Here is a 24,383-nt window from a genome sequence, read left to right as displayed (position 1 = left end):
AACAGATTAACGCTTGGAGAACTGTTTGCGACGACGCGCCTTGCGGAAGCCGACTTTCTTACGTTCAACTTCACGGGCATCGCGGGTAACGAAGCCGGCGTGCGACAGGGTTGGTTTCAGTTCAGCACTGAAATCAACCAGAGCGCGGGTGATACCGTGACGGATCGCACCAGCCTGGCCAGTTTCGCCACCACCGCATACGTTCACCATGATGTCGAAGGACTCGAGGTGATCGGTGATTTGCAGTGGCTGACGGATTACCATGCGGCCAGTTTCGCGAGCGAAGTACTGGTCAACAGGCTTGCCGTTAACGATGATCTGGCCGGAGCCTTTTTGCATGAACACACGAGCTACAGAGCTCTTGCGACGGCCGGTACCGTAGTAATATTTACCGTTCATCTATTAATTGCCTCTGATCAGATTTCCAGCACTTTAGGCTGTTGCGCGGTGTGTGGATGCTCGGTGCCGGCGTAAACCTTGAGCTTCTTGATCATCGCGTAACCCAGCGGACCCTTAGGCAGCATGCCTTTTACGGCTTTCTCCAGAACGCGCTCAGGGAACTTGTCTTGCAGTTCGGTGAAGTTGCGCTCGTAGATACCACCAGGGTAGCCAGAGTGGCGATAGTATTTCTTGTCCAGTGCCTTGTTACCGGTTACGCGCAGTTTTTCTGCGTTAACGACAACAATGTAATCACCAGTATCAACGTGCGGAGTGAACTCCGGCTTATGCTTGCCACGTAGGCGGCGTGCGATTTCAGCGGCAAGACGGCCCAACACCTTGTCTTCGGCGTCGACCACAAACCACTCGCGCTTTACCTCATGCGGCTTGGCAGAAAAGGTCTTCATGGAACTCTACCATCGTAATTCTTGAAAGTTCCGGAGTCTATTACAAGACTATTTCGCTGTCAAACCGAAGCTGGCTTTCGCCGGGGAATCGCGACCAAAAACACCCGCCGCGGCAACAGAATGTGGACAACAGGCAAAAAAAGGGCGCAACCAAGAGACTGATCGCGCCAAGTTCCACCTTATAGAAGGAGGATGGAGGAGACAACACCAAAACGCACACGATATGCAACGTCCTGATGCAGTTGTGATTATGGTGACCCGATTCGGGTTTTGCAAGTTTTTTTGTGCAGCGCAGTATAAGTTGCGCCACAGTGCGGCCAACTGTGGGCAGCATGCCGCAGCCGGCACCGCTCAATCCAGCTGCAGCGCGGTCTCCAGCGCGATTTCCATCATGTCGTGGAAGCTGTTCTGGCGGGCTTCGGCATCCATCGCCTCCCCGGTCGGAATCACATCCGACACCGTGAGCATGGCCAGCGCGCGGGCACCATATTGCGCCGCAACACCGTAAATACCGGCCACTTCCATCTCCACCGCGTTGACATTCATGCCCCTGAGCACGTCCAGCAGCGGCGGCTGCACACCGTAGAACAGGTCGGTGGAGAACACGTTGCCGACCCGCACCGGCTTGCCCAGCCGCGCGGCGACCTCCACCGCGGTGCGCAGCACCTCGAAGTCGGCGATGGCGGCAAAGTCGTGATCCAGCAGACGCATGCGGTTGACCTTGCTGTCGGTGCAGGCGCCCATGGCGATCACCACCTCGCGCAGCCCGAGGCGCGCGCCATCCACCGAGCCGCAGGAGCCGATGCGGATCAGGGTGCCCACGCCATAGTCCTTGATCAGCTCGGTGGCGTAGATGCTGGCCGACGGAATGCCCATGCCATGCGCCATCACCGACAGCCGCTTGCCGCGGTAGCTGCCGGTGTAGCCGAACACGTTGCGCACGCTGGTGACCTGCACCGCGTCCTGCAGATAGGTTTCCGCGATCAACCTGGCGCGCAGCGGGTCGCCCGGCATCAGTACGATGTCGGCAAAATCACCAGCTGCGGCGCCGATATGCGGTGTCGCCATGTTTACTCTCCTGTGTCATGCCACCATGCGCAACAGGCCACCATGCCGCCTGCCGCCCGGAGTAGGCCCCATGCTTGCCATGATAGCGCGGCGCCCGGCAAGCACCAGCGCTGTCGCCAGCCGCGACATGACCTGACCTGTACCACGGAAACAGGCCACCATGCTGCCGCTGGGGCATTGCGCGCAGCTGGCGCGCGGACTCATTGGCTGCCAACCCCGCAAACAACACAAGGTTGGCCGCAACGCTTGCGGCCAACCTTGTCGGGTACTGCAGCCTGCCGTGGCCGGCGGCTACACGCGGCGCGCCTCCTGCACGCCGCGCACTTCCATCAGGTGTGCCAGCACGCGGCTGATGTCGCGCACGTGGCGCACCTCCAGCGTGAAGCGCAAGCGTGCCTTCTGCTCACGCGACAGGGTATTGACGCCGATCACGTTCAGCTTCTCGCGCGAGAACACGTCGGAGATGTCGCGCAACAGCCCCGGGCGGTCGCTGGCGAGGATGTCGATGTCGATCGGGAACACGCTGCCCTTCTGCTCGCCCCAGTCGGCGGCGATCAGCCGCTCCGGCACGTCGGCCGACAGCCGCTTCAGCGTGATGCAGCTGCTGCGGTGGATGGAGATGCCGCGGCCCTTGGTAACGAAACCGACCACGCTGTCCGGCGGCGCCGGGCGGCAGCACTTGGCCAGCACCGTCATCAGGTTGCCAACACCCTCGATCAGCACACCGCCGGCGTCGTGGCCACCGCGGCTGCGGCGCACGATGTCTTCCGGATTGACGTCCGGCGGTGGTGGCGGCGCAAAGCTGACGAAGGCCTGGTTGACGGCGCGGGTGCCCAGCTCACCGTGGCCCAGCGCGGCGTAGACCTCGTCCAGCTTGTCGTAGCCCAGCTTTTCCGCCACCTGTGCCAGGTTAGGCTGTACCCCGGGATGGCGCGCCAGTTCGCGCTCGAAGATGTGGCGCCCGGTTTCGCGCACCGCGTCGAGGTTCTGCTGGCGGATGTACTGGCGGATCTTGGAGATGGCGCGATGGCTCTTGACCCAGCCTTCGTGCAGCCAGTTCACCGACGGGCCGCCCTCCTTCGCGGTCAGCACCTCGACGCGCTGGCCGTTCTGCAGCGGCGTCGACAGCGGCACGATGTGGCCTTCGACCTTGGCGCCGCGGCAGTGATGGCCGACGTCGGTATGCAGCGCGTAGGCAAAGTCGATGGCGGTGGCGCCCTGCGGCAGCGCCAGCACCCGCCCCTGCGGCGTCAGCACGTAGATGGTGTCGGCGAACAGCTCGGTCTTGAACGCGTCGGCCAGCCCCTCGCGGTCGGAGCCGGACATGTCCTCGCGCCAGTCCAGCAGCTGGCGCAGCCAGGAGATCTTCTCCTCGTACTGGCTGTCACCCTTGCCGCCTTCCTTGTAGCGCCAGTGCGCGGCGACGCCGAACTCGGCGTGCTCGTGCATCTCGAAGGTGCGGATCTGCACCTCGACCACGCGGTCTTCCGGGCCGATCACCGCGGTGTGCAGGCTGCGGTAGTCGTTGGCCTTCGGATTGCTGATGTAGTCGTCGAATTCGCCGGGAATCGGCTGCCACATGCTGTGGATCAGGCCGAGCACGGTGTAGCAGTCCTGCAGTTTTTCCACCAGGATGCGCACCGCGCGAATGTCGTACAGCTCGGAGAAATCGAGCTTTTTCTTCTTCATCTTCTTCCAGATGGAGAAGATGTGCTTAGGCCGGCCGGCAACATCACCCTTGACCCCGGCCTGGCGCAGCTCGCCACGCAGGGTATCCAGCACCCGTTCGATGTAGTCGATGCGCTCCAGCCGCCGCTCGTCGAGCAGCCTGGCGATCTTCTTGTAGTTGTCCGGATCGGTGTGGCGGAAGCCGAGATCTTCCAGCTCCCACTTGATCTGCCACACGCCGAGGCGGTTGGCCAGCGGCGCGAACAGGTCCAGCGTCTCGCGCGCGATCTGGCGACGGATGCCCTCGTCGCACTGCGGCAGGTAGTGCATGGTCTGCGTGCGCCACGCCAGCTTGATCAGCACCACGCGGATGTCGGCCACCATCGCCAGCAGCATCTTGCGCATGGTTTCCGCCTGCCGCGCGCTGTCTTCCGGGGTGGCAAACCTGTCGATGCGCGCGATCTCGGTGAGGCGGCGCACGCGGTTGCCGCCCTCTACCAGCGTCAGCACGGTGCGGTTGAACGCCTTGGGCAGCCACTCCTGCCAGTCGGCGCGGTAGTCCGGCACCGCGAACAGCAGCGTGGCGACGATGGCGTCGGTCAGCAGGTTGAGGTCGGCGACGATCGCCGCCGCCGCCACCGCGTGGCTGAACACGTCCTCGCCGGTGTGCGGCAGCTTCTTGTCGCGGTACAGCTCGCGCGCCGCGGCAAACGCCTTTTCCAGCATCGCCATGTCGTCGGGCGCAACCGAGCTGGACAACTGCGCCAGCCAGCGCCCCGGATCGGCCGCATCGGCCAGCGTATCGGCAACAGATCGAACAACGGAAACCATGGTCTAGTCTTTCACCCTGCCTGTGATGGCATATCGGGGTTAATCAATGGTGGCGCCTGCGGGCGACTGCAAGGCCTGCAACAGCAATTTGCGTACCGGGGTCGGCACCCCGGCGTCCAGCGCCTGCGCCAATGGCAGCCAGACATGACCGTCTTCGGCACAATGGCTTGCGGCCAACCTTTGCAGTGGCACGCACTGCGGCGTGATGGTGAGGCGGAAATGGGTAAACACGTGCCGCAATTCCGGCCACACCGGCAGTAGCTCGCCGTCGCCGTTGTCCGCCAGCCAGTCGGCAATCGCCAGCGTGGACTCGAATTCCGGCAGCGACAGCAGACCGCCCCAAATGCCGGAAGGCGGCCGGCGCTGCAACAGCACCTGCCCCTGGTGCAGCGCGATCAGCATCACCGTCTCCCGCTGCGGCTGCACCTTTTTCGGCTTGCGCTGCGGCAGCTCGGCGGTGCGACCGTCACGGGCGGCGACGCAACCGTCCGCCATCGGACAGACGCCGCAGGCCGAGCGCGAGCGACTGCAGACGGTGGCGCCCAGATCCATCAGCCCCTGGGTGTAGGCAACCATGTCGCCGTCGGCGGCCGGCAGCAGGCTCTCCGCCAGCGTCCACAATTGCGCCTCCACCTTCTTGTCGCCGGGATAGCCGTCGATACCGAAACAGCGCGTCAGCACCCGTTTGACATTGCCGTCGAGTATGGTTTCACGCTGGCCGAAGGCAAAAGCGGCAATCGCCGCCGCGGTAGAACGACCGATGCCGGGCAGCGTCTCGATCGCCTCGCGCCGGGCCGGAAACTCGCCGCCAAAGCCGGCCATCACCTGCTGCGCCGCCTTGTGCAGGTTGCGGGCGCGGGTGTAGTAGCCGAGGCCGCTCCAGTGCGCCAACACGTCTTCCACCGGCGCGGCGGCCAGCGTGGCCAGATCCGGGAAGCGTTCGAGGAAGCGCGCGTAGTAGCCGAGCACCGTGCTCACCTGCGTCTGCTGCAGCATGATTTCCGACAGCCACACGCGATAGGGATCGCTGACCTGCCACGGCAAACCGTGCCGGCCGTGCTGTTTCTGCCAGGCGACTAGGCGCGCCGCAAACGCCGACTGCAAGGTCATCGCATCATCCAATCCGAATCGAACCGGCCATGGTAAACCAATCATCCGCGACTACCAAGAAGTTGCCGGCGAAATCAGCTAGAATAGAGGATTGTTTTGAAAGGATTACCCTCAGATGTCGACCTTCCGTTCCCGCCAGCGCGCCGCGCAACGCCGTCAGCCCACTCCGACCGCCGAGCGCGCCACGCCACCAGCCGGGAACAATGCCCCGCCCGGCCCGCGTGGCGACAAACCATTCCAGCAAAAACCACGCGCCGGCGATGCACGGCAGGAAGGTCGCTTCGGCGCCCCCCGTGACAAGGACCCGCGCTTCGGCAACGACAAACCGCGCTTCGCTGGCGACAAGCCACGCGAGGGCGGTTTCAACAAGCCGCGCTTCGACGCCGACAAACCGCGTTTCGGTGGCGACAAGCCACGCGAAGGCGGCTTCAACAAGCCACGCTTCGACGACAAACCGCGCTTCGGTGGCGACAAGCCGCGCGAGGGCAGCTTCCAGCGCGACCGCGAGCAGGCACCGCGCGAAGGCGGCTTCAACAAGCCGCGCTTCGACGACAAACCGCGCTTCGGTGGCGACAAGCCACGCGAGGGCAGCTTCCAGCGCGACCGCGAGCAGGCACCGCGCGAAGGCGGCTTCAACAAGCCACGCTTTGATGCCGACAAACCGCGTTTCGGCGGCGACAAGCCACGCGAGGGCAACTTCCAGCGTGACCGCGACCAGGCGCCGCGCGACGGCGGCTTTAACAAGCCACGCTTTGATGCCGACAAACCGCGTTTCGGTGGCGACAAGCCACGCGAAGGCAGCTTCCAGCGTGACCGCGAGCAGGCACCGCGCGAAGGTGGTTTCAACAAGCCACGCTTCGACGACAAGCCGCGTGAAGGCAGCTTCCAGCGTGACCGCGACCAGGTACCGCGCGACGGCGGTTTCAACAAGCCACGCTTTGATGCCGACAAACCGCGTTTCGGTGGCGACAAGCCACGCGAAGGCAGCTTCCAGCGTGACCGCGAACAGGCACCGCGCGAAGGCGGCTTCCAGCGCGATAGCGCACCGCGCAGTCCGGCCGCCGAGGGCAACGCCCCGAAAGTGCTGTTCGGCAACCGCAAGATCAGCGAAGACCACGCCGCGGCACCAAGCACCACTGACAGTGCGGCCGCCAGCGGCGAGCGCAGCTACACCCGCGACCGCGTGGCCGGCATCCGCGGCAAGGCGCATCCGGACTTCCAGGCACCGGAGCGGCGCGAACCGGCCGAGCCGGTACGTCCGAAATCCTTCCTGAAAACGCCGCGCCGCGACGATGACGCGCCGCGCCGTGACGAGCCGCGCGACAGCGGCGAACGTGCCCCACGCCGCGACGACCGCCCTTACGGCGAAACCCGCGAGGGCAGCTTCCAGCGCAACCGCACCTTTGACGCCCGCGGCGAGCAAAGCGGCGTGCGCGAGAGCGGCTTCCAGCGTGACCGCACCTTCGATCGCAGCAGCCCGGCACGCGACGGCGAGCGCAAGCCGTGGCCGCGTGACGACAAGCCGCGCTTCGACCGCGAGCGCAGTGCACCGCGTGACGAACCGGCACCGCGCACGCTGTTCGGCAAGGGCAATGCGCCGCAACGCAGCGACGCCCCGCGCGGCAACGCCCCGCAACGCGGCGATGCGGCCAACGTTGGTCGCACCCCGTACGCCAAGCCGCAAGCGCGCATCCTGCAGCAAGGCCAGCTGGCGCTGTTCGCCAGCTGCCCGCGCGGCCTGGAAAAACTGCTGGCCGAGGAAATCAGCCAGCAAGGCGGCAGCGAACTGCAGCTGACCGACGGCGGCGTGCACTTCACCGGCAACCAGGAAGTGATGATGCGGGTCAACCTGCACTCGCGCACCGCCAGCCGCCTGCTGCAGCAGCTGGCGCAAGGCAGCTTCCAGATCGAGCGCGACATCTACACCTTGGCCAAGAGCATCGACTGGCCGGCGCTGTTCGACATCAGCAACACCATCAAGGTGAAGACCGACGGCCACGCCCGCCTGCGCAGCATCGACTACGTGTCGCTGATCGTGAAGGACGCGATCTGCGACCGCTTCCGCGCGCTGAACGACGAGCGCCCGAGTGTGGACACCCGCCGTCCGGACATCCGCATCCGCGTGTTCCTGTCCGGCTTCGACGTGCAGATCTATCTCGACACCAGCGGCGAAGCGCTGTTCAAGCGCGGCTGGCGCGACGAGACCGGCGAGGCACCGCTGCGTGAAAACCTGGCCGCCGGCATCCTGCTCAGCGCTGGCTACAATGGCAGCCAGCCGCTGCTGGACCCGATGTGCGGCAGTGGCACCTTCCTGGTGGAGGCTGCCGACATCGCACTCAACCGCGCACCGGGCCGCCTGCGCAACTTTGCCTTTGAAAAGCTGAACACCCACAACGACCTGCTGTGGCACAGCATCCGCAACGATGCCGAGCTGGCGGTACGGCCGCTGGAAAAGCTGGCGATCTACGGCAACGACGCGTCACTGGAAATGGTGGAGATTGCCCGCCACAACCTGACGCGCTGCGGCCTGGAGTCACTGGTCAGCCTCAGCCACGGCGACGCCACCGAGCTGCAGGCGCCTGCCGCCAGCGGCCTGCTGGTGTGCAACCCGCCATACGGCATCCGCCTCGACGAGCAGGACTCGCTGGCCGAGCTGTACCCGCGGCTGGCAACCTGGCTGAAACGCAACTTTGCCGGCTGGACCGCTCACCTGATGACTGCCGACAACCGCCTGCCGGCCCTGATGCGCCTGAATGCCGAAGCGCGGCCGCTGCTGTACAACGGCGCGCTGGAGTGCCGCGTCTATGCCTTCCCGCTGGTGGCCGGCTCCAACCGCAAGGAATAATGCGACAGCATTTGCCAGTAACAAGGCATGGCAGTAGCCACTAAGCAAGGGCGTGCGATAATCCATCGCACGCCCTTTTGCCATTCTTCCCCACCGAGGCAGCCATGGACACATCCTTTCTCTCCGCCACCATCCTGCTGATCCTGATCACCGATCCGCTGGGCAACATCCCGCTGTTCATCTCGGCACTGAAGCAGGTGAAGCCGGAGCGCCGCCGCCGCGTGGTGTTCCGCGAGTGTTTCATCGCCTTCAGCGTGCTGCTGACCTTCATGTTCTTCGGCAACGGCTTCCTGGAAGTGATGCACCTCACCGACGAGAGCCTGCGCGTGGCCGGCGGCGTGATCCTGTTCCTGATCGCACTGAAGATGATCTTCCCCGGCGGCGACGGCCACGCCGGCAACCAGCTGAGCGGCGAGCCGTTCATCGTACCGATCGCGGTGCCGCTGATTGCCGGGCCGTCGGCGATGGCCACGGTGCTGCTGATGTCGACGCGCGAGCCGGAACGGATGCTGGAATGGATAGGCGCGCTGACGCTGACCATGCTGGTGACGCTACTGGTGTTCCTGTTCTCCGGCAAGATCCAGAAACTGCTCGGCGAACAGGCGATTACCGCGCTGGAGCGGCTGATGGGACTGGTGCTAACCGCGATCTCGATCGAGATGCTGCTGGGTGGCGTCGCCGCCTACATCAAGAAGCTGGCCTGAGGCCGGCGCCGCGTACGACAACGGCGCCCTTCGCGGCGCCGTTTTTGCGGCGCGCTCGCGCTGGCGGCCTTGCTCCACGCTAGAGCCAGGACTGCCCTGCTCCACAGCCGGGCCAGCAATGCAAAAAGCCGCAACCCGTTAAGGATTGCGGCTTTTCATATTTGGTGGCCAATCTCGGAATCGAACCAAGGACACACGGATTTTCAATCCGTTGCTCTACCAACTGAGCTAATTGGCCAAACATCTGGCGCAGGGGAAAAGTGGTGGCCAATCTCGGAATCGAACCAAGGACACACGGATTTTCAATCCGTTGCTCTACCAACTGAGCTAATTGGCCTCTTTGCCGCGCACTTGCGTGCTGCATCAGAGGCACGCATTAAAGCAGATCGGAATTTATGCGTCAAGGCTTTTCCGGAAAAAAACCGCCGAAACGGCGGTTTTTACCAGTTTACTGCGCGTCCGGCTGCCGTGACGGATGGGCCTCCGCAAACGCCGGCACCTGCTCAAGGTTGGCCGCAATGCGCGCCAGCAAGGGATACGCGCCCATGTCGACGCCAAAGCGCTGCGCGTTGAACACCTGCGGCAGCAGGCAGACGTCGGCCAGCGTCAGCGTGTCGCCGAAACAGTAGCGCCCGGCACTGGCGGCCAGCTGCTGCTCCAGCGCGGCAAAGCCCGTCGCCACCCAGTGCCGGTACCAGCCGTTGCGCGTCTCTTCACCCTGCCCCAGCTCGGTCTTCAGGTAGTTGAGCACGCGCAGGTTATTGAGCGGGTGGATGTCGCAGGCGATGGCCTGCGCCACCGCGCGCACCTGCGCCCGCGCTACCGCGCCCTCCGGCAGCAGCCGTGCGCTGTCCGGATAGGCCTCGTCCAGGTACTCGCAGATCGCCAGCGACTGCGTCAGCAGTACGCCGTTGTCCAGCAGCGCCGGCAGCAGCCCCTGCGGATTGAGCGCCAGATAATCGGCGCTGCGCTGCTCGCCGCGCAGCAGGCTGACCGGCGCCTGGGCGTAGGCCAGCTCTTTCAGGTTCAGCGCGATGCGCACGCGGTAGGCGGCCGAGGAACGGAAATAGCCGTACAGCGTGCGACCAACGTTGGCCGCGTCAGCCATGCTTGACCACCGTCTGCGCGATGGCGCCGAAAATACTCACGCCGGCGGCATCCTTCATCTCGATGCGCACCGTGTCGCCCACCTTCATGAACGGGGTGATCGCGGCGCCGCTGTCGATGATCTCGATCATGCGCTGTTCGGCCAGGCAGCAGCTGCCGACGCTGCGGTCGTGGTTGGACACGGTGCCGGAGCCGACGATGGAGCCGGCAACCAGTTCGCGGGTCTTGGCCACGTGCGCCACCAGCTGCGGGAAGCTGAACTGCATCTCGACGCCGGCGTTCGGCTTGCCGTAGAAGGCGTTGTTGTAATCAACCAAGAGCGGCAGGTGCACCTTGCCGTCCTGCCACGCGTCGCCCAGCTCGTCCGGGGTCACCGCCACCGGCGAGAACGCGGTCGCCGGCTTGCTCTGGAAGAAGCCGAAGCCCTTGGCCAGCTCGTTGGGAATCAGGTTGCGCAGGGTCACGTCGTTGACCAGCATCAGCAGGCGGATATGTGCGGCGCACGCGGCGGCATCCGCACCCAGCGGCACGTCACCGGTGACCACCGCCACCTCGCCCTCGAAGTCCAGCCCCCACGCCTCGTCGCGCAGCGGAATCGGCGCCTGCGGCGGCAGGAAGGCGTCGGAGCCGCCCTGATACATCAGCGGGTCGTGGTAGAAGCTCTCCGGTACCTCGGCGCCGCGCGCCTTGCGCACCAGCTCGACGTGGTTGAGGTAGGCACTGCCGTCCGCCCACTGGTAGGCGCGTGGCAGCGGGCTGTGGCAACGCGCCGCGTCGAAGGCGACGGTGCCGGCGGCCTCGCCCTGATTCAGCGCGGCGTAGACCTGTTGCAGTTGCGGCTCGGTCTGCGCCCAGTTGTCCAGCGCCTGCTGCAGGGTGGCGGCGATCTGCGGTACGGCGACGGCACGGGAGAGGTCACGGCTGACGACCATCAGCTGGCCGTCGCGGGTGTTGTTCTGGTAGGTGGCGAGTTTCATGTGGGTGGTCTCGTCTGGAACGGTGTCGATACACGTTGGCCGCAGCAATCTGCTGCGGCCAACCTTGTGCTGCGGTGCGTCGGCTCACGCGGCGACGCGGAGGTCACGCCGCCAGCGCGCTCAATCGGCCTTCAGCACGCCGCGGCGGATCTGGTCTTCCTCGATCGATTCGAACAACGCGCGGAAGTTGCCTTCGCCGAAGCCTTCGTTGCCCTTGCGCTGGATGATCTCGAAGAAGATCGGCCCGATCACGGTTTCGGTGAAGATCTGCAGCAGGATGCCTTCCACCGGCGCGCCGTCGATCAGGATGCTGTTCTTCTGCAACCGAGCCAGGTCCTCACCGTGGTTCGGCACGCGCTGGTCGACCTTGGCGTAGTAGGTGTCCGGGGTGTCGAGGAAACGGGTGCCGCGCGCCTTCAGTGTTTCTACTGTGGTGTAGATGTCTTCGGTGGTCAGCGCAATGTGCTGGATGCCTTCGCCGTTGTACTGCTTCAGGAATTCCTCGATCTGGCTCTTGTCGTCGGACGATTCGTTGATCGGGATGCGGATCTTGCCGCACGGGCTGGTCATCGCCTTGGACACCAGGCCGGTGAGCTTGCCTTCGATGTCGAAGTAGCGGATTTCGCGGAAGTTGGCGATGTTCTCGTAGAATGAGCCCCACTTCTCCATATTGCCGCGTATCACGTTGTGGGTCAGGTGGTCGATCACCTGCAGGCCAACACCGGCCGGGTGCTGGTCGACGCCGTCCAGCGGCACGAAGTCGATCTCGTAGATGTCCTTGTCGTGGCCGTAGCGGTCGACGAAGTACAGAGCCGAGCCGCCGATGCCTTCCACCGCAGGGATGTTCAGCTCCATCGCGCCGACCGGGCGCACATACGGCTTGGCGCCGTGTGCTAGTGCGTAGTCGTAGGCCTTGGCGGCGTCCTTGACGCGCCAGGCCATGGCGCAGGCGGACGGGCCGTGCACGGTGGCAAATTCGGAGGCCGGCTGGGTGCGTTCGGCGTTGAGGATGAAATTGATGTCACCCTGGCGGAACAGGCTGACGTTCTTGCTGCGGTGGCGCGCGATCTCGATAAAGCCGAGCGACAGGAACAGCGCTTGCAGCTTGGCGACGCCTTCGGCGTTGGGGGCGGTGTACTCGACAAACTCGAAGCCATCGGTTGCCAGTGGGTTCATCAGTTGATGTTCCATTTTCATTCATCTCTCCTCTTGCGCGTCGTGCTCGACGCTGTCTCTGTGGTGCCGCCGCCTGGACTGCGCCGGGCGGCCGGCTTGCCGTTGCGTGCCGGACGCAGTCGCGGCCGCATGATGTAGACAATATCCGGTGATCTGGCGCCACCGTGTAAAATGTCTGGCTCAGGCGCTTTATTCTAAGTAAACTCAACCGCAATTTTCTTGCGATATAGTGCCGAGAAAACAAAAAACTTAAAACAATATTCCAGAGCAAACCCATCATCAGGAGATAACATGCCTACGGCACCCCTGGACAAGACAGATATAAAAATGTTGGCCGCATTGCAGGCCAATGGCCGGCTGACCAACGTGGAACTGGCGGAAAAGGTGGCCCTGTCGCCATCGCCCTGCCTGCGCCGCCTGAAGCAACTGGAGGACTCCGGCGTCATCCGCCAGTACGTGGCGCTGCTGGATCCGGCCAAGATCGGCCTCGGCCTGCAGGCCTTTGTGCGCGTCACGCTGGAAAAGCGCGGCAACGCCCATCTGCAGGGCTTCATGGACGCGGTGCAGCGCTGGCCGGAAGTGGTCAACTGCTACGCGATGACCGGCGAGATGGACTACCTGCTGCAGGTGTACTTCGAGGATCTGGAGCACTTCTCGCGCTTCGTGATGGACGACCTGCTGCAGCAGCCGGGGGTGGAGGACGTGAAGTCCAGCTTCGTGCTGAAGGAGTTCAAGCAGACCACCTCGCTGCCGATCTCGCACCTGAATCCGTAAGCCCCCTGCCCCCGCCATGTGCGGGGGCATTTCCTGCCGCCGCGCCATTCCGCTATCATCCAGAACACCTTGGTCAGCAAAACGGGATCCGCAGTGGCCGCTACCAATTCCTTATCCAGCCGCCTGCAATGGCGCGGCGTGCTGTGCCTGCTGTTGCTGGGCGTGCTCGGCGGCGGCGGCCACTACCTGCTCGGCCTGCGCGACATCGAGCAGCGACTGGCACAGCTGCACACGCTGGTGGAGCAACGCTTCGTCGGCGTGCTGGCGCAAAGCGTGTGGGACCTCGACCAGCACAATACCCAGCAACTGCTGGAAAGCATCAACCAGCTCGACGGCGTCAACCGCGTCGAGCTGATCACCAACCTCGGCCAGCGCCAGAGCAGCCAGCTGCACCCGACGGCGCACAGCGAGTGGATCCGCGACTTCCCGGTACAGTCCGAACGCTCCGGCAACCAGCCGCTGGCCAGCCTGCGTCTGCACCTCGGCCAGCAGGAGCTGCTGCAGCAACTGCGCCTGCGCAGCCTGCTGTTCGCCGGCAGCCTGATGGCCGCCATGCTGCTGATGCTGCTGCTGTGCCGCCACTTCATGCAACGCCACCTGCTGCGCCCGCTGGAACAGCTGGTCGGCCAGTTGCACAAGGAACAGCCGCTGGCCGACGGTGAGCGCGAGCTGGGCCTGCTGGGCAAACAGCTGCAACGCTATCGCCAGGGCTGGCAGCAACAGCTGCAGCAGCAACAGCAGCGCGGCAACGAGCTGCAAAAGCAGCGCGAACAGCTCAGCGAGCTGGCCAGCCAGCGCACCACCGAACTCGACCAGCTGACCCGCTCGCAGCAACTGCTGGCCAAGCTGTCGCACAGCTTCCTGCGCCTGCCGCCGGCAGAACAGCGCGACGCCATCGCCGACGCCCTGGCACGCATTGGCCACCTGCTCGGCGTCGACCGCTGCTACCTGCTGCTGCTGGATGAGCGGCAGGCGCTGCAGCAGCACATCAGCTGGCAAAACGCGCAGCTGCCGCCGGACGGCGGCTTTTACCTGCAAGCGCCGCTACAACACTCGCCCTGGTTGCTGCCGCAGCTGCGACAGCAGGCACAGCTCACCATCAGCCGGCTGGAAGAAATTCCGCCGGACGGCCACGGCGAACGGCTGCTGCTGGCCGAACACGGCATCCACAGCCTGGTGCTGATCGCACTCGATCACACGGTGCCGCTGCACGGCATCTTCGGCTGCGAGGTGGTCAACCGCCAGCACGACTGGCTGGACAAGGAACTGACGCTGCTGCGGCTGTTTGCCAAGCTGCTGTCCGGGCTGCTGCTGCGTCACCAGCAGCTGCAACAGCACGAGGCGCTGACGCAGCAGCTGGCGGCGGCCAACGCCAAGCTGCAGGCGCAGAGCCATTGCGACGGCCTGACCGGGCTGGCCAGCGTCAGCCGCCTGCAACAGGACAAGCAGCAGCTGTTCGAGCAGGCCTTCCTGCGCCAGCAGGCGCTGTCGGCGCTGATGCTGGACATCGACCAGTTCGCCGCCTACAACAGCCACGCCGGCCACCTGGCCGGTGACGACTGCCTGCTGCGCATTGCACAGCTGCTGCAGGCGCAGCTGGCGACGCACCCCGGCCTCGCGGTGCGCATCAAGGGCGCCACCATGCTGCTGCTGCTGCCGCAGCATGATCCGGCGCAAGCCGCCGCCGTGGCCGAGCAGCTGCGCCAGGCGGTCGCCGCGCTGCAGCTGCCGCACCCGGCGTCGCGGGTGTCCAGCTTCGTCAGCGTCAGTGTCGGCTGCGCCACGCTGGACCTGCGCCGCCACGACGACATCGACGACCTGATCGGCGAGGCGGCCCACGCCTTGCGCCAGGCCAAGACGCAGGGCCGCAACCGCTGCGTCAGCGCCGCGGCCACATGAAAAAAACCGCAGCCGAAGCTGCGGTTTTTTCATGCTGCCATCGCGCCGCATCCGGCGGCCGCGCTCACAAGCCCAGGCGCTGCCAGATGGTGGACACCGTGCCGGCCTGGTTCAGGGTGTAGAAGTGCAGCCCCGGTGCGCCATTGGCCAGCAGGCGGTCGCACAGCTCGGTCACCACATCCAGCCCCAGTGCGCGGATCGACGCGCTGTCGTCCATATAGGCCTGCATGCGCAGGCGCAGCCAGCGCGGCACTTCCGCGCCGCACATGTCGGAGAAGCGGCACAGCTGGCCGAAGTTGGCGATCGGCATGATGCCAGGCACGACCGGGATGTCCACGCCGCGCGCCTGCACCTCGTCGACGAAGCGGAAATAGCTGTCGGCGTTGAAGAAATACTGCGTCATCGCCGAGTTGGCACCGGCATTCACCTTGCGCACGAAATTGTTGATGTCGTCTTCGGCGGACTTGGCCTGCGGGTGGAATTCCGGATAGGCCGCCACTTCGATATGGAAGTGGTCGCCATGCTCTTCGCGGATGAAGGCCACCAGCTCGTTGGCGTAGCGGAACTCGCCGGCCTCGACCATGCCGGACGGCATGTCGCCGCGCAGCGCCACGATGTGGCGGATGCCGTGGTTGCGGTACTCGTTCAGGATCGAGCGGATATTGTCGCGGGTGGAGCCGATGCAGGACAGGTGCGGCGCCGCGGCATAGCCCTCGTTGCGGATTTCCAGCACCGTGGACAGCGTGCCGTCGCGGGTGGTGCCGCCGGCACCGAAGGTCACGGAGAAGAACTCCGGCTTGAACTGCGCCAGCTGCTGGCGGGTGGTACGCAGTTTGGCCACGCCTTCCGGGGTGCGCGGCGGGAAGAATTCGAAGCTGAAGGTACGGTTACGTTCGGTCATGGCAAGCTCTTGCGGCAAGGTTGGTGATGGTTTCCCTGGCATCCCGTGTCGGTCTGGCGCCGCTGACGGGGCGGCGGCCAACGTTGGCCGCACAAAAAAACGGACAGGGCATTTTACGGCCCTGTCCGTTTTAACCGGACATCAAATATCAATAACGATAGTGTGCCGGCTTATATGGACCGTCTTTCGGCACGCTGATGTAGCTGGCCTGTTCGTCGGACAGCTCGGTCAGGCGGGCGCCGATGCGCTCCAGGTGCAGGCGCGCTACTTTCTCGTCCAGATGCTTGGGCAGCACGTACACCTTGTTGTCGTACTTGTGCTCGTTGGCGAAGATCTCGATCTGCGCCAGCACCTGGTTGGTGAAGGAGTTGGACATCACGAAGCTCGGGTGGCCGGTGGCGCAACCGAGGTTCACCAGGCGGCCTTCGGCCAGCAGGATGATGCGCTTGCCGTCCGGGAAGATGATGTGATCCACCTGCGGCTTGATGTTTTCCCACTGGTACTGGCGCAGCGAGGCGACTTCGATCTCGCTGTCGAAGTGGCCGATATTGCACACGATGGCGTTGTTGCGCATCTTCTTCATGTGCTCGTGGTTGATCACGCCAACGTTGCCGGTGGTGGTCACGAAGATGTCGGCCTGATCGCAGACTTCGTCCATGCGTACCACGCGGTAGCCTTCCATCGCCGCCTGCAGCGCGCAGATCGGGTCGATTTCGGTCACCCACACGGTGGCGCCCAGGCCACGCAGCGATTGCGCGCAACCCTTGCCCACGTCACCGTAGCCCAGCACCACCGCAACCTTGCCGGCGATCATCACGTCGGTGGCGCGCTTGATGCCGTCCACCAGCGATTCGCGGCAGCCGTACAGGTTGTCGAACTTGGACTTGGTCACCGAGTCGTTAACGTTGAAGGCCGGGAACGGCAGCAGGCCGTCCTTTTCCAGCTGGTACAGGCGATGCACGCCGGTGGTGGTTTCCTCGGTCACGCCCTTGATGTGCTGCAGACGCTTGGAGTACCACTGCGGGTCGATTTCCAGATGACGCTTGATGGAAGCGAACAGTGCGGTTTCTTCTTCGTTGGTCGGGTGGCCGATCACGCCCAGATCCTTCTCCGCCTTGCTGCCCAGCATCAGCAGCAGGGTGGCGTCGCCACCGTCGTCGAGGATCATGTTGGCAGGCTGGTCTTCCGGCCATTCGAAGATCTTGTGGCTGAATTCCCAGTACTCGTCCAGGCTCTCGCCCTTGAACGCGAATACCGGAATGTTGGCCGCAGCAATGGCCGCGGCAGCGTGGTCCTGGGTGGAGAAGATGTTGCACGATGCCCAGCGCACTTCGGCGCCCAGCGCGGTCAGCGTCTCGATCAGCACCGCGGTCTGTACGGTCATGTGCAGCGAACCGGCGATGCGCGCGCCGCGCAGCGGCTGGCTGTGCTGGTATTCCTTGCGCGTGGCCATCAGGCCCGGCATTTCGGTCTCGGCAATATTGAGTTCCTTGCGGCCCCAATCTGCCAGATTGATATCGGCAACGAGATAGTCGTTGAATGCAGCCATCGTGTATTCCTTTGTCACGAAGGCCGGGAGGGATGGCTCACCCGCGCATCCCGTGCCCGGCACGGGTTATCCTGAAGCGGCCCGATCGGAGCCGTTCAATGAAAAGCAGGTGAGCGCCGTTTTGCGTTTCCGGGCCTGGGGCATGGCCTCGCAGCGCTCCCCGGAATCCCGCCATTATGGCAGAACTTGCGGCGCAAGGTTGGCCGCAACGACAGCAAGGCCACCGTGGCCGGCGCCCAGAGGCAAAGGAAAAGGCCTCTTGCGAGGCCTTTTTGCACAACAGTTCGGCTGGCTTACAGGCCGGCTGCGGCGCGTAGCGCGGCGGCCTTGTCGGTGCGCTCCCAGGTGAACTCCGGCTCTTCGCGTCCGAAGTGGCCGTAGGCGGCGGTCTTGGTGTAGATCGGACGCAACAGGTCCAGCATCTGCACGATGCCCTTCGGACGCAGGTCGAAGTGCTGTTTCACCAGCTCGACGATGCGCTCGTTCGGAATGGCATTGGTGCCGAAGGTGTCCACCGAGATCGAGGTCGGCTCGGCCACGCCGATGGCGTAGGAAACCTGGATCTGGCACTGGCGCGCCAGACCGGCGGCGACCACGTTCTTGGCGACATAACGGCCGGCGTAGGCGGCGGAACGGTCGACCTTGGTCGGATCCTTGCCGGAGAAGGCGCCACCACCGTGCGGTGCGGCACCGCCGTAGGTGTCGACGATGATCTTGCGACCGGTCAGGCCGCAGTCGCCCATCGGGCCGCCGATGACGAAACGGCCGGTCGGGTTGATCAGGAACTTGGTTTCGGCGGTAATCATTTCCGCCGGCAGCACCGGCTTGATGATGTCCTCGATCACCGCTTCGGTCAGTGTCTTGTGGTCGATTTCCGGTGCGTGCTGGGTGGACAGCACCACGGTGTCGATGCGCTTGGGCAGGCCGGTTTCGCTGTCGTAGACGCAGGTGATCTGGCTCTTGGCATCCGGACGCAGCCACGGCAGGCGGCCGTCCTTGCGCAGTTCCGCCTGACGCTGCACCAGACGGTGCGCGTAGTAGATCGGGAACGGCATCAGCGTCGGGGTTTCGTCGCAGGCGTAGCCGAACATCAGGCCCTGGTCGCCGGCGCCCTGGTCCAGATCCAGGCCTTCGCCTTCGTTGACGCCCTGGGCGATGTCCGGCGACTGCTTGTCGTAGCACACCATCACGGCACAACCGCGATGGTCAAAACCCAGCTCGGTATTGTCGTAACCGATGCGCTTGATGGTTTCGCGCGCGATCTTGATGTAGTCGATGTTGGCGGTGGTGGTGATCTCGCCGGCCAGGACTACCAGACCGGTGTTGACCAGGGTCTCGGCCGCAACGCGGGCGTATTTGTCTTCACGCAGGATGGCGTCCAGAATGGCGTCGGAAATCTGGTCCGCGACCTTGTCCGGATGGCCTTCAGATACCGATTCAGATGTAAAAAGATATTCGCTCATTGTGTCCGTTCCCGAATAATGGCCTTTGAGTTAATGATAAAATAGCGCGTTTACTTTCCAGCAGACCATGATGACCCGAATCGCACGACTCATCCTGCAGACCCTGGCCGCGTTGCCGCTACCGGCACTGCACCGGCTGGGCGCCCTGCTGGGGAAAATCCTCTATTACCTATCGCCGCGTTTTCGCGAACGCATACGCGAAAACCTCAAAACCAGTCAAATCGCTGGAAGTTATCAGCTTTACGAATCGCTCGTCAAACTCTGTGCGGCAGAAACCGGCAAGGGCGCGCTGGAACTGGCCATCGCCTGGTGCCGCGAGCCGGACTACATCACCTCGCTGGTCCGCGGCTGTGACGGCTGGGAGCATGTCGAAGCGGCACTGGCCGAAGGCAAGGGCCTGATCTTCGTCACCCCGCACCTGGGCAGCTACGACATTGCCGGACGCTACATCTCGGCGCGGCTGCCGTTCCCGCTGACCGCGATGTACCGCCCGCCGAAGCTGGCCTGGCTGGAACCGATCATGAACGAGGGCCGTGCCCGCGGCAAAGGCCGCACCGCGCCGGCCACCGGCGCCGGCGTGCGCCAGTTGATGAAGGCACTGAAGTCCGGCGAGGCCACCATCATCCTGCCGGACCAGGTGCCCGGCAGCGGCGAAGGCGCATGGGCGCCGTTCTTCGGCAAGCCGGCGTTCACCATGACACTGCTGGCGCGGCTGGCGCAGATGAACAGTGTCGCCGTGCTGTGGTTTACCGGCGAGCGGCTGGCCGGCGGTGCCGGCTTCCACATCCACATCAGCCCGCAGCAGGGCGAGTTCAGCGGTGAGCGCGAGGCCGACGCCGCGGTGGTCAACGCCAATGTCGAACGCCTGATCCAGCGTTGGCCGCAACAGTACCTGTGGAGCTATAACCGCTACAAGACGCCGTCCGGCGCTCCGTCCCCCGATCAAGCCTAACTGGAATACCGCATGAAATTCGCCCTAGCCCTGCTGTGGCTGATCCGCCTGTTGCCGCTGCCCGTCATCCACGCCCTGGCCTGGGGCCTGGGGCAGCTGGCCTACCTGCTGGCCCGCGAGCGCCGTCGCGTCGGCCTGATCAACCTGCGTCTGTGCTTTCCCGACATGGGGCTGACGCAACGCCGCCAGCTGATCCGCCGCCACTTTGTCGAGATGATGAAGCTGGTGCTGGAGTACGGCATCGTGTGGTGGTCGTCGCCACAGCGGCTGCGCCAGCTGGTGGAGGTACGCGGGCTGGAACACATCACCCGGCTGCGCGAAGCGGGCGAAGACGTGGTGCTGTTCTACCCGCACTTCGTCGCCTTCGAGATCTGCGCGCTGCGCCTGAACCTGGAAGTGCCGCTGCTCAGCGTCTATTCGCACCAGAAGAACAAGATACTCGACGCGCAGTTCTACCAGGGCCGCAACCGTTTCGACAATGCCTACATCGTGTCGCGGCAGGAGAGCCTGCGCAGTATCATCAAGGCGATGCGCAAGGAGCACACCCCGTTCCTGTACCTGCCAGACCAGGACTTCGGCCCGCGCGACGCCATCTTCGTGAAGTTCTTTGCCACCGACGCGGCCACCATCACCGGCCTGTCGCGCATTGCCAGCATCGCCAAGGCCAGGGTGGTGCCGGCCATCGCCCGCCGCGAAGGCGCGCGCTTCGTGCTCGACATCCATCCACCACTGGACAACTTCCCCAGCGACAACCTGGAAGCCGATACCCGCCGCATGAACGCCTTCCTGGAGCAGCGCATCCTGGAGGCGCCGGAACAGTACTTCTGGCTGCACAAGCGCTTCAAGACCCGGCCGCAGGGACAGGCACGTTTCTACTGAGCCAGCGACAGCAAGTACGGGCAAGGGCGGCTGCGGCCAACCTTGCCCGTTTTGTTTTCTGGACAGGCTAGCCAACGAGTAGGCTGAGCACCGGTAAACACGCGGTTGTAACCGTATAGAAGTGACGCCGCTCGGTAGCGGTCTGCGCGTGACCAGGTTGGCCGCAACAATGGCGAGATGACCGCGGTGCAACCCTGCCCTGCTCCGCTGCGATCGGGAGCGGCAACCTTCAATCTCCAGACATCCCGGCTTCAGCGACCCGGAAACGAAGCCCACGGTGCCGGCAGCCAAACAAAAACGCCACGATCGGATCGTGGCGTTTTTGTTGTGCTGCGCAGCGGCTCAGCTACCGCGCTTCTTCCAGAAGTAGCGCCCGATAAAACCGGGAAACGCAAACACCAGGAACAGTGCCAGGGTGGTGACATAAAACTGCCACTTCTGCACGTGTACCGGCGAATGACGGCCTTCCAGCAACTGCGCCAGCACACCCAGCAGCAGGTACAGTGCCACCAGCTCCAGTAACTGCCAGCCAAAGTGCTTGTTGGCAACCCGCCAAATGCCGGCAACGCGCCGGCTCATGAATGGCAGGTTGGCCGCAACAAACGCGAGCAGTAACAGGACGATGACGCTGACTTCCATGCTGATTCCTTACAGGACGACGAGGGATTGTTTCATCGCTTCGACACACATCGCGATCAGACGTTCCGGCATCGCACCCAGTACCAGCAAGGCCACGGCATTGAGCGACAGCACCAGCTTCATGTCACCGGAGATGGTGATCGGGCTGTGATCCTGCACGTCGTCGAAGTACATCACCTTGACTGCACGCAGGTAGTAGAAGGCACCGATCAGCGACATCAGCACCGCCACAATCGCCAGCCACAGCAAGTTGACATTGACGATCGCCTGGATCACCGCAAACTTGGCGTAGAAGCCAGCCAGCGGCGGAATACCGGCCATCGAGAACAGCGCCAGCAGCATCAGCAGCGCGTACCAGCTGTTGCGGCCGTTGAGGCCTTTCAGGTCGTCCAGTGTCTCGCACTCGAAACCGGCACGCGACAGGCCCAGCAGGATGCCGAAACCGGCCAGCGAGGTCAGCACGTAAACGATCACGTAGAACAGTGCGGCGGAGTAGCCTTCGGCGTTGCCGGCGATCAGGCCCAGTAGCAGGAAACCCATGTGCGAGATGGTCGAGTAGGCCAGCATACGCTTGAGGTTGGTCTGTGCAATGGCGGTCAGGTTACCGATGGCCATTGACAGCACCGCCAGAATCACCAGCATGCCCTGCCAGTCGGCCACCATTTCGCCCAGACCCTGCACCAGGATGCGGATCACGAACACGAAGGCAGCCAGTTTCGGTGCGGCACCGATCATCAGCGTCATCGCGGTGGACGAGCCCTGGTAAACGTCAGGTACCCACATGTGGAACGGTACCGCGCCCAGCTTGAACGCGAGACCAGCCACGATGAACACCAGGCCGAAGACCAGCAGTGTCTGGTTGGCGCTGCCCGAGGCGATCGCCTGAGCCACCTTGGCCAGTTCCAGCGAACCGGTGGCACCGTACACCATCGACACACCGTACAGCAGCAGGCCGGAAGCCAGCGCGCCGAGCACGAAGTACTTCATCGCGGCTTCGATGGCACGACCGGACTCACGCTGCAGCGCGATCAGCGAGTACAGCGACAGCGACAGCAGTTCCAGGCCCATGTACAGGCTGACGAAGTTGCTGGCCGACACCATCAGGTTCATACCCAGCAGCGCGAACAGGGTCAGGGTGAAGTATTCGCCCTTGAACAGGCCGCGGTCCTTGACGTACTGGCGGGTGTAAACCAGCACCAGAGCCGTCACGCCGTACATCGCCACCTTGACGATGTCCGACAGCGGATCATCGACAAACATGCCACTGAGGGTAACGGTGGCGAACGGCTCGAAAGTGGAAACCTGGATCACGGCACAAACCAGCAGTGTCAGCAGCGACAGTGCATAGGTGATGCCGCGCTTGGCGTCCGAGATAAACAGGTCAAGAATGAGGATTACCGACAGAGCCCCAAGCAGGAACATCTCTGGCAAAGCCGGCATCAGATTGAGATCAGCCCAATTCATTTCGTATTCCTTGTGGCCTCTTAGAGCTTGCTTTGCGCAACGTGCGCGATCAGTTCATTGACAGACAGGTGCATCTTCTCAACGAACAGCTGCGGGTACAGACCCATACCCAGTACGGTCACGGCCAGGATCACCAGAATCAGGAATTCACGCTTGTTGACGTCCTTCATCTCTTCCACGTGATGGTTGCCCACCTCACCGAAAATCACGCGCTTGTACATCCACAGGGTGTAAGCGGCGCCGAAGATCAGCGTGGTGGCAGCCAGCGCGGCAACCAGGAAGTTCACCTGCACCGCACCCATGATCACCATGAACTCGCCGACGAAGCCGGAGGTGGCAGGCAGGCCGGAGTTGGCCATGCCGAACAGCATCATGAAGGCGGCAAAAATCGGCATCTTGTTGGCGACACCACCGTAGTCGGCGATGTTGCGGCTGTGCACGCGGTCATACATCACGCCGATGCAGAAGAACATCGCGGCGGAGACGAAGCCGTGCGACACCATCTGTACCAGTGCACCTTCCACCGCCCACGCATTCATCTGGCTGCCGGTGAACAGGAACATGCCCAGGGTCACGAAGCCCATGTGGGAAATGGAGGAGTAAGCCACCAGTTTCTTCATGTCGGTTTGTACCAGTGCCACCAGACCGATGTACACCACCGCCACCAGCGACAGGCCGATCATGATCGGGGCCAGCTCGATCGAGGCATCCGGCACGATAGGCAGCGCGAATCGCAGGAAGCCGTAAGCACCGATCTTCAGCGTGATCGCCGCCAGCACCATGGAGCCACCGGTTGGCGCTTCCACGTGGGCATCCGGCAACCAGGTGTGTACCGGCCACATCGGCACCTTCACCGCAAACGACAGGAAGAAGGCGATGAACAGCAGGATCTGCACCTGCAGCGGGATCTGCTTCAGGGCCTGGAAGGCCTGGATGTCAAAGGTCTTGCCAGCCTGGAAATACAGGTAGATGAACGCTACCAGCATCAGCAGCGAACCCAGCAGCGTGTACAGGAAGAACTTGATCGAGGCGTAAACGCGACGCGGACCACCCCACACACCGATGATCAGGTACATCGGGATCAGCATGCCCTCGAAGAACACGTAGAACAGGATCGCATCCAGCGCGGCGAAAGCACCGTTGATCAGACCCGACATGATCAGGAACGCAGCCATGTACTGTGCGGTGCGCTTCTGGATCACTTCCCAGCCGGCCAGGATCACCATCAGCGTGGTGAAGCTGTTCAGCACGATGAACAGCATCGAGATGCCGTCCACCCCCAGGTGGTAGTTGATACCGAGGGATTCGATCCACGGCATGTTTTCGACAAACTGCATGCCGCCATGCAGGTTGTCGAACTGCGTAAACAACGGGAGCGATACCAGGAACCCCAGCACGGCACCAGCCAGCGCCAGCCAGCGCGCCAGCGGTGCGCGCTGGTCGCCACCGGTCGCCAGCACCAGCAGGCCGGCTACGATGGGGGTCCAGATCACCAGACTCAAAGGATTAGCAAACATATCGAGAACCTAATT

The 24,383-nt window shown here is 63.7% G+C and carries 20 protein-coding genes, 2 tRNA genes and 1 riboswitch; of the genes, 6 read left to right on the top strand and 16 right to left on the bottom strand.

The window, feature by feature from the left end:
• Positions 1-6 precede the first annotated feature (6 nt).
• From rpsI to mutY, 5 genes are all read right to left on the bottom strand, one after another.
• Positions 7-399 (bottom strand): 30S ribosomal protein S9, encoded by a 393-nt coding sequence (gene rpsI, locus ACG97_RS08670; protein WP_047966950.1) that lies wholly within the window; start codon positions 397-399, stop codon positions 7-9.
• 17 nt (positions 400-416) lie between these two features.
• Complete coding sequence (gene rplM / locus ACG97_RS08665; RefSeq protein ID WP_047966949.1) at positions 417-845, bottom strand: 50S ribosomal protein L13; 429 nt, start codon at positions 843-845, stop codon at positions 417-419.
• Between the two features lie 351 nt (positions 846-1,196).
• Positions 1,197-1,913, bottom strand: a complete 717-nt coding sequence (gene deoD, locus ACG97_RS08660; protein WP_047966948.1) for a purine-nucleoside phosphorylase — start codon at positions 1,911-1,913, stop codon at positions 1,197-1,199.
• 291 nt (positions 1,914-2,204) lie between these two features.
• Positions 2,205-4,412 carry a bifunctional (p)ppGpp synthetase/guanosine-3',5'-bis(diphosphate) 3'-pyrophosphohydrolase gene (locus ACG97_RS08655; RefSeq protein WP_047966947.1) on the bottom strand — a complete coding sequence of 736 codons (2,208 nt, stop codon included), beginning with the start codon at positions 4,410-4,412 and terminating at the stop codon, positions 2,205-2,207.
• Positions 4,413-4,451: 39 nt separating this feature from the next.
• Positions 4,452-5,516: an A/G-specific adenine glycosylase gene (gene mutY / locus ACG97_RS08650; RefSeq protein ID WP_047966999.1), complete on the bottom strand. Its 1,065-nt coding sequence runs from the start codon at positions 5,514-5,516 to the stop codon at positions 4,452-4,454.
• Positions 5,517-5,637: 121 nt separating this feature from the next.
• Here mutY and ACG97_RS17255 point away from each other — a divergent pair, with 121 nt between their 5' ends.
• Positions 5,638-8,367 carry a THUMP domain-containing protein gene (locus tag ACG97_RS17255; RefSeq protein WP_082133701.1) on the top strand — a complete coding sequence of 910 codons (2,730 nt, stop codon included), beginning with the start codon at positions 5,638-5,640 and terminating at the stop codon, positions 8,365-8,367.
• Positions 8,368-8,471: 104 nt separating this feature from the next.
• Positions 8,472-9,071 (top strand): MarC family protein, encoded by a 600-nt coding sequence (locus ACG97_RS08640; RefSeq protein ID WP_047966946.1) that lies wholly within the window; start codon positions 8,472-8,474, stop codon positions 9,069-9,071.
• A 162-nt stretch (positions 9,072-9,233) separates the two neighbouring features.
• Here ACG97_RS08640 and ACG97_RS08635 read toward each other — a convergent pair.
• From ACG97_RS08635 to hppD, 5 genes are all read right to left on the bottom strand, one after another.
• Positions 9,234-9,309, bottom strand: a tRNA-Phe gene (locus ACG97_RS08635).
• 23 nt (positions 9,310-9,332) lie between these two features.
• Positions 9,333-9,408: transfer RNA gene (locus tag ACG97_RS08630), tRNA-Phe, on the bottom strand.
• A gap of 111 nt (positions 9,409-9,519) precedes the next feature.
• Positions 9,520-10,179, bottom strand: coding sequence for a maleylacetoacetate isomerase (gene maiA, locus ACG97_RS08625; RefSeq protein ID WP_047966945.1), 660 nt, complete (start codon positions 10,177-10,179; stop codon positions 9,520-9,522).
• Positions 10,172-11,155, bottom strand: a complete 984-nt coding sequence (locus ACG97_RS08620; RefSeq protein ID WP_047966944.1) for a fumarylacetoacetate hydrolase family protein — start codon at positions 11,153-11,155, stop codon at positions 10,172-10,174. The genes maiA and ACG97_RS08620 overlap by 8 nt, the downstream gene beginning before the upstream one ends.
• 120 nt (positions 11,156-11,275) lie before the next feature.
• Positions 11,276-12,352 carry a 4-hydroxyphenylpyruvate dioxygenase gene (hppD, locus tag ACG97_RS08615; RefSeq protein WP_047966943.1) on the bottom strand — a complete coding sequence of 359 codons (1,077 nt, stop codon included), beginning with the start codon at positions 12,350-12,352 and terminating at the stop codon, positions 11,276-11,278.
• 270 nt (positions 12,353-12,622) lie between these two features.
• On the opposite strand from hppD, the gene ACG97_RS08610 reads away from it, so the two are divergent.
• Both ACG97_RS08610 and ACG97_RS08605 read left to right on the top strand, forming a co-directional pair.
• Positions 12,623-13,105 (top strand): Lrp/AsnC family transcriptional regulator, encoded by a 483-nt coding sequence (locus ACG97_RS08610; RefSeq protein ID WP_047966942.1) that lies wholly within the window; start codon positions 12,623-12,625, stop codon positions 13,103-13,105.
• Positions 13,106-13,198: 93 nt separating this feature from the next.
• On the top strand, positions 13,199-15,004 hold the full coding sequence (locus ACG97_RS08605) for a diguanylate cyclase domain-containing protein (RefSeq protein WP_047966941.1): 1,806 nt from the start codon (positions 13,199-13,201) through the stop codon (positions 15,002-15,004).
• A 64-nt stretch (positions 15,005-15,068) separates the two neighbouring features.
• Here the strand turns inward: ACG97_RS08605 and metF are convergent, their stop codons facing one another.
• From metF to metK, 3 genes are all read right to left on the bottom strand, one after another.
• Positions 15,069-15,905 (bottom strand): methylenetetrahydrofolate reductase [NAD(P)H], encoded by an 837-nt coding sequence (gene metF / locus ACG97_RS08600; protein ID WP_047966940.1) that lies wholly within the window; start codon positions 15,903-15,905, stop codon positions 15,069-15,071.
• Between the two features lie 148 nt (positions 15,906-16,053).
• Complete coding sequence (gene ahcY / locus ACG97_RS08595) at positions 16,054-17,454, bottom strand: adenosylhomocysteinase (RefSeq protein ID WP_047966939.1); 1,401 nt, start codon at positions 17,452-17,454, stop codon at positions 16,054-16,056.
• Between the two features lie 104 nt (positions 17,455-17,558).
• A riboswitch (S-adenosyl-L-homocysteine riboswitch) is annotated at positions 17,559-17,622 on the bottom strand.
• A 125-nt stretch (positions 17,623-17,747) separates the two neighbouring features.
• Positions 17,748-18,917, bottom strand: a complete 1,170-nt coding sequence (gene metK / locus ACG97_RS08590; protein ID WP_047966938.1) for a methionine adenosyltransferase — start codon at positions 18,915-18,917, stop codon at positions 17,748-17,750.
• A gap of 70 nt (positions 18,918-18,987) precedes the next feature.
• Between metK and ACG97_RS08585 the strand changes: the two genes are divergently transcribed.
• The gene (locus ACG97_RS08585) at positions 18,988-19,869 is read left to right on the top strand and encodes a lysophospholipid acyltransferase family protein (protein WP_047966997.1); all 882 of its coding nucleotides are present in this window, start codon (positions 18,988-18,990) and stop codon (positions 19,867-19,869) included.
• Between the two features lie 12 nt (positions 19,870-19,881).
• On the top strand, positions 19,882-20,748 hold the full coding sequence (locus tag ACG97_RS08580) for a lipid A biosynthesis lauroyl acyltransferase (protein WP_047966937.1): 867 nt from the start codon (positions 19,882-19,884) through the stop codon (positions 20,746-20,748).
• A 342-nt stretch (positions 20,749-21,090) separates the two neighbouring features.
• Here ACG97_RS08580 and ACG97_RS08575 read toward each other — a convergent pair whose 3' ends face one another.
• Genes ACG97_RS08575 through ACG97_RS08565 form a run of 3 tightly spaced genes read right to left on the bottom strand, consistent with a single transcriptional unit; the run spans position 21,091 to position 24,368 of the window.
• Positions 21,091-21,387 (bottom strand): DUF2818 family protein, encoded by a 297-nt coding sequence (locus ACG97_RS08575; RefSeq protein WP_047966936.1) that lies wholly within the window; start codon positions 21,385-21,387, stop codon positions 21,091-21,093.
• 9 nt (positions 21,388-21,396) lie between these two features.
• Positions 21,397-22,851: an NADH-quinone oxidoreductase subunit NuoN gene (nuoN, locus tag ACG97_RS08570; RefSeq protein WP_047966935.1), complete on the bottom strand. Its 1,455-nt coding sequence runs from the start codon at positions 22,849-22,851 to the stop codon at positions 21,397-21,399.
• 20 nt (positions 22,852-22,871) lie between these two features.
• Entirely contained in the window at positions 22,872-24,368 is a 1,497-nt protein-coding gene (locus ACG97_RS08565; protein WP_047966934.1) for an NADH-quinone oxidoreductase subunit M, read from the bottom strand.
• Between the last annotated feature and the right edge of the window lie 15 nt (positions 24,369-24,383).

This window comes from Vogesella sp. EB (assembly GCF_001037925.1).
GTDB classification, from domain to species: domain Bacteria; phylum Pseudomonadota; class Gammaproteobacteria; order Burkholderiales; family Chromobacteriaceae; genus Vogesella; species Vogesella indigofera.
The sequence above is the reverse complement of the archived record's forward strand: the minus strand, read 5'-3'. Positions and strand labels throughout refer to the sequence as shown.

Coding starts and splice junctions, on each gene's coding strand:
- rpsI (WP_047966950.1), bottom strand. CDS start 399: ATGAACGGTAAATATTACTACGGTACCGGCCGTCGCAAGAGCTCTGTA.
- rplM (WP_047966949.1), bottom strand. CDS start 845: ATGAAGACCTTTTCTGCCAAGCCGCATGAGGTAAAGCGCGAGTGGTTT.
- deoD (WP_047966948.1), bottom strand. CDS start 1,913: ATGGCGACACCGCATATCGGCGCCGCAGCTGGTGATTTTGCCGACATC.
- ACG97_RS08655 (WP_047966947.1), bottom strand. CDS start 4,412: ATGGTTTCCGTTGTTCGATCTGTTGCCGATACGCTGGCCGATGCGGCC.
- ACG97_RS17255 (WP_082133701.1), top strand. CDS start 5,638: ATGTCGACCTTCCGTTCCCGCCAGCGCGCCGCGCAACGCCGTCAGCCC.
- ACG97_RS08640 (WP_047966946.1), top strand. CDS start 8,472: ATGGACACATCCTTTCTCTCCGCCACCATCCTGCTGATCCTGATCACC.
- maiA (WP_047966945.1), bottom strand. CDS start 10,179: ATGGCTGACGCGGCCAACGTTGGTCGCACGCTGTACGGCTATTTCCGT.
- ACG97_RS08620 (WP_047966944.1), bottom strand. CDS start 11,155: ATGAAACTCGCCACCTACCAGAACAACACCCGCGACGGCCAGCTGATG.
- hppD (WP_047966943.1), bottom strand. CDS start 12,352: ATGAAAATGGAACATCAACTGATGAACCCACTGGCAACCGATGGCTTC.
- ACG97_RS08610 (WP_047966942.1), top strand. CDS start 12,623: ATGCCTACGGCACCCCTGGACAAGACAGATATAAAAATGTTGGCCGCA.
- metF (WP_047966940.1), bottom strand. CDS start 15,905: ATGACCGAACGTAACCGTACCTTCAGCTTCGAATTCTTCCCGCCGCGC.
- ahcY (WP_047966939.1), bottom strand. CDS start 17,454: ATGGCTGCATTCAACGACTATCTCGTTGCCGATATCAATCTGGCAGAT.
- metK (WP_047966938.1), bottom strand. CDS start 18,917: ATGAGCGAATATCTTTTTACATCTGAATCGGTATCTGAAGGCCATCCG.
- ACG97_RS08585 (WP_047966997.1), top strand. CDS start 18,988: ATGACCCGAATCGCACGACTCATCCTGCAGACCCTGGCCGCGTTGCCG.
- ACG97_RS08580 (WP_047966937.1), top strand. CDS start 19,882: ATGAAATTCGCCCTAGCCCTGCTGTGGCTGATCCGCCTGTTGCCGCTG.
- ACG97_RS08575 (WP_047966936.1), bottom strand. CDS start 21,387: ATGGAAGTCAGCGTCATCGTCCTGTTACTGCTCGCGTTTGTTGCGGCC.
- nuoN (WP_047966935.1), bottom strand. CDS start 22,851: ATGAATTGGGCTGATCTCAATCTGATGCCGGCTTTGCCAGAGATGTTC.
- ACG97_RS08565 (WP_047966934.1), bottom strand. CDS start 24,368: ATGTTTGCTAATCCTTTGAGTCTGGTGATCTGGACCCCCATCGTAGCC.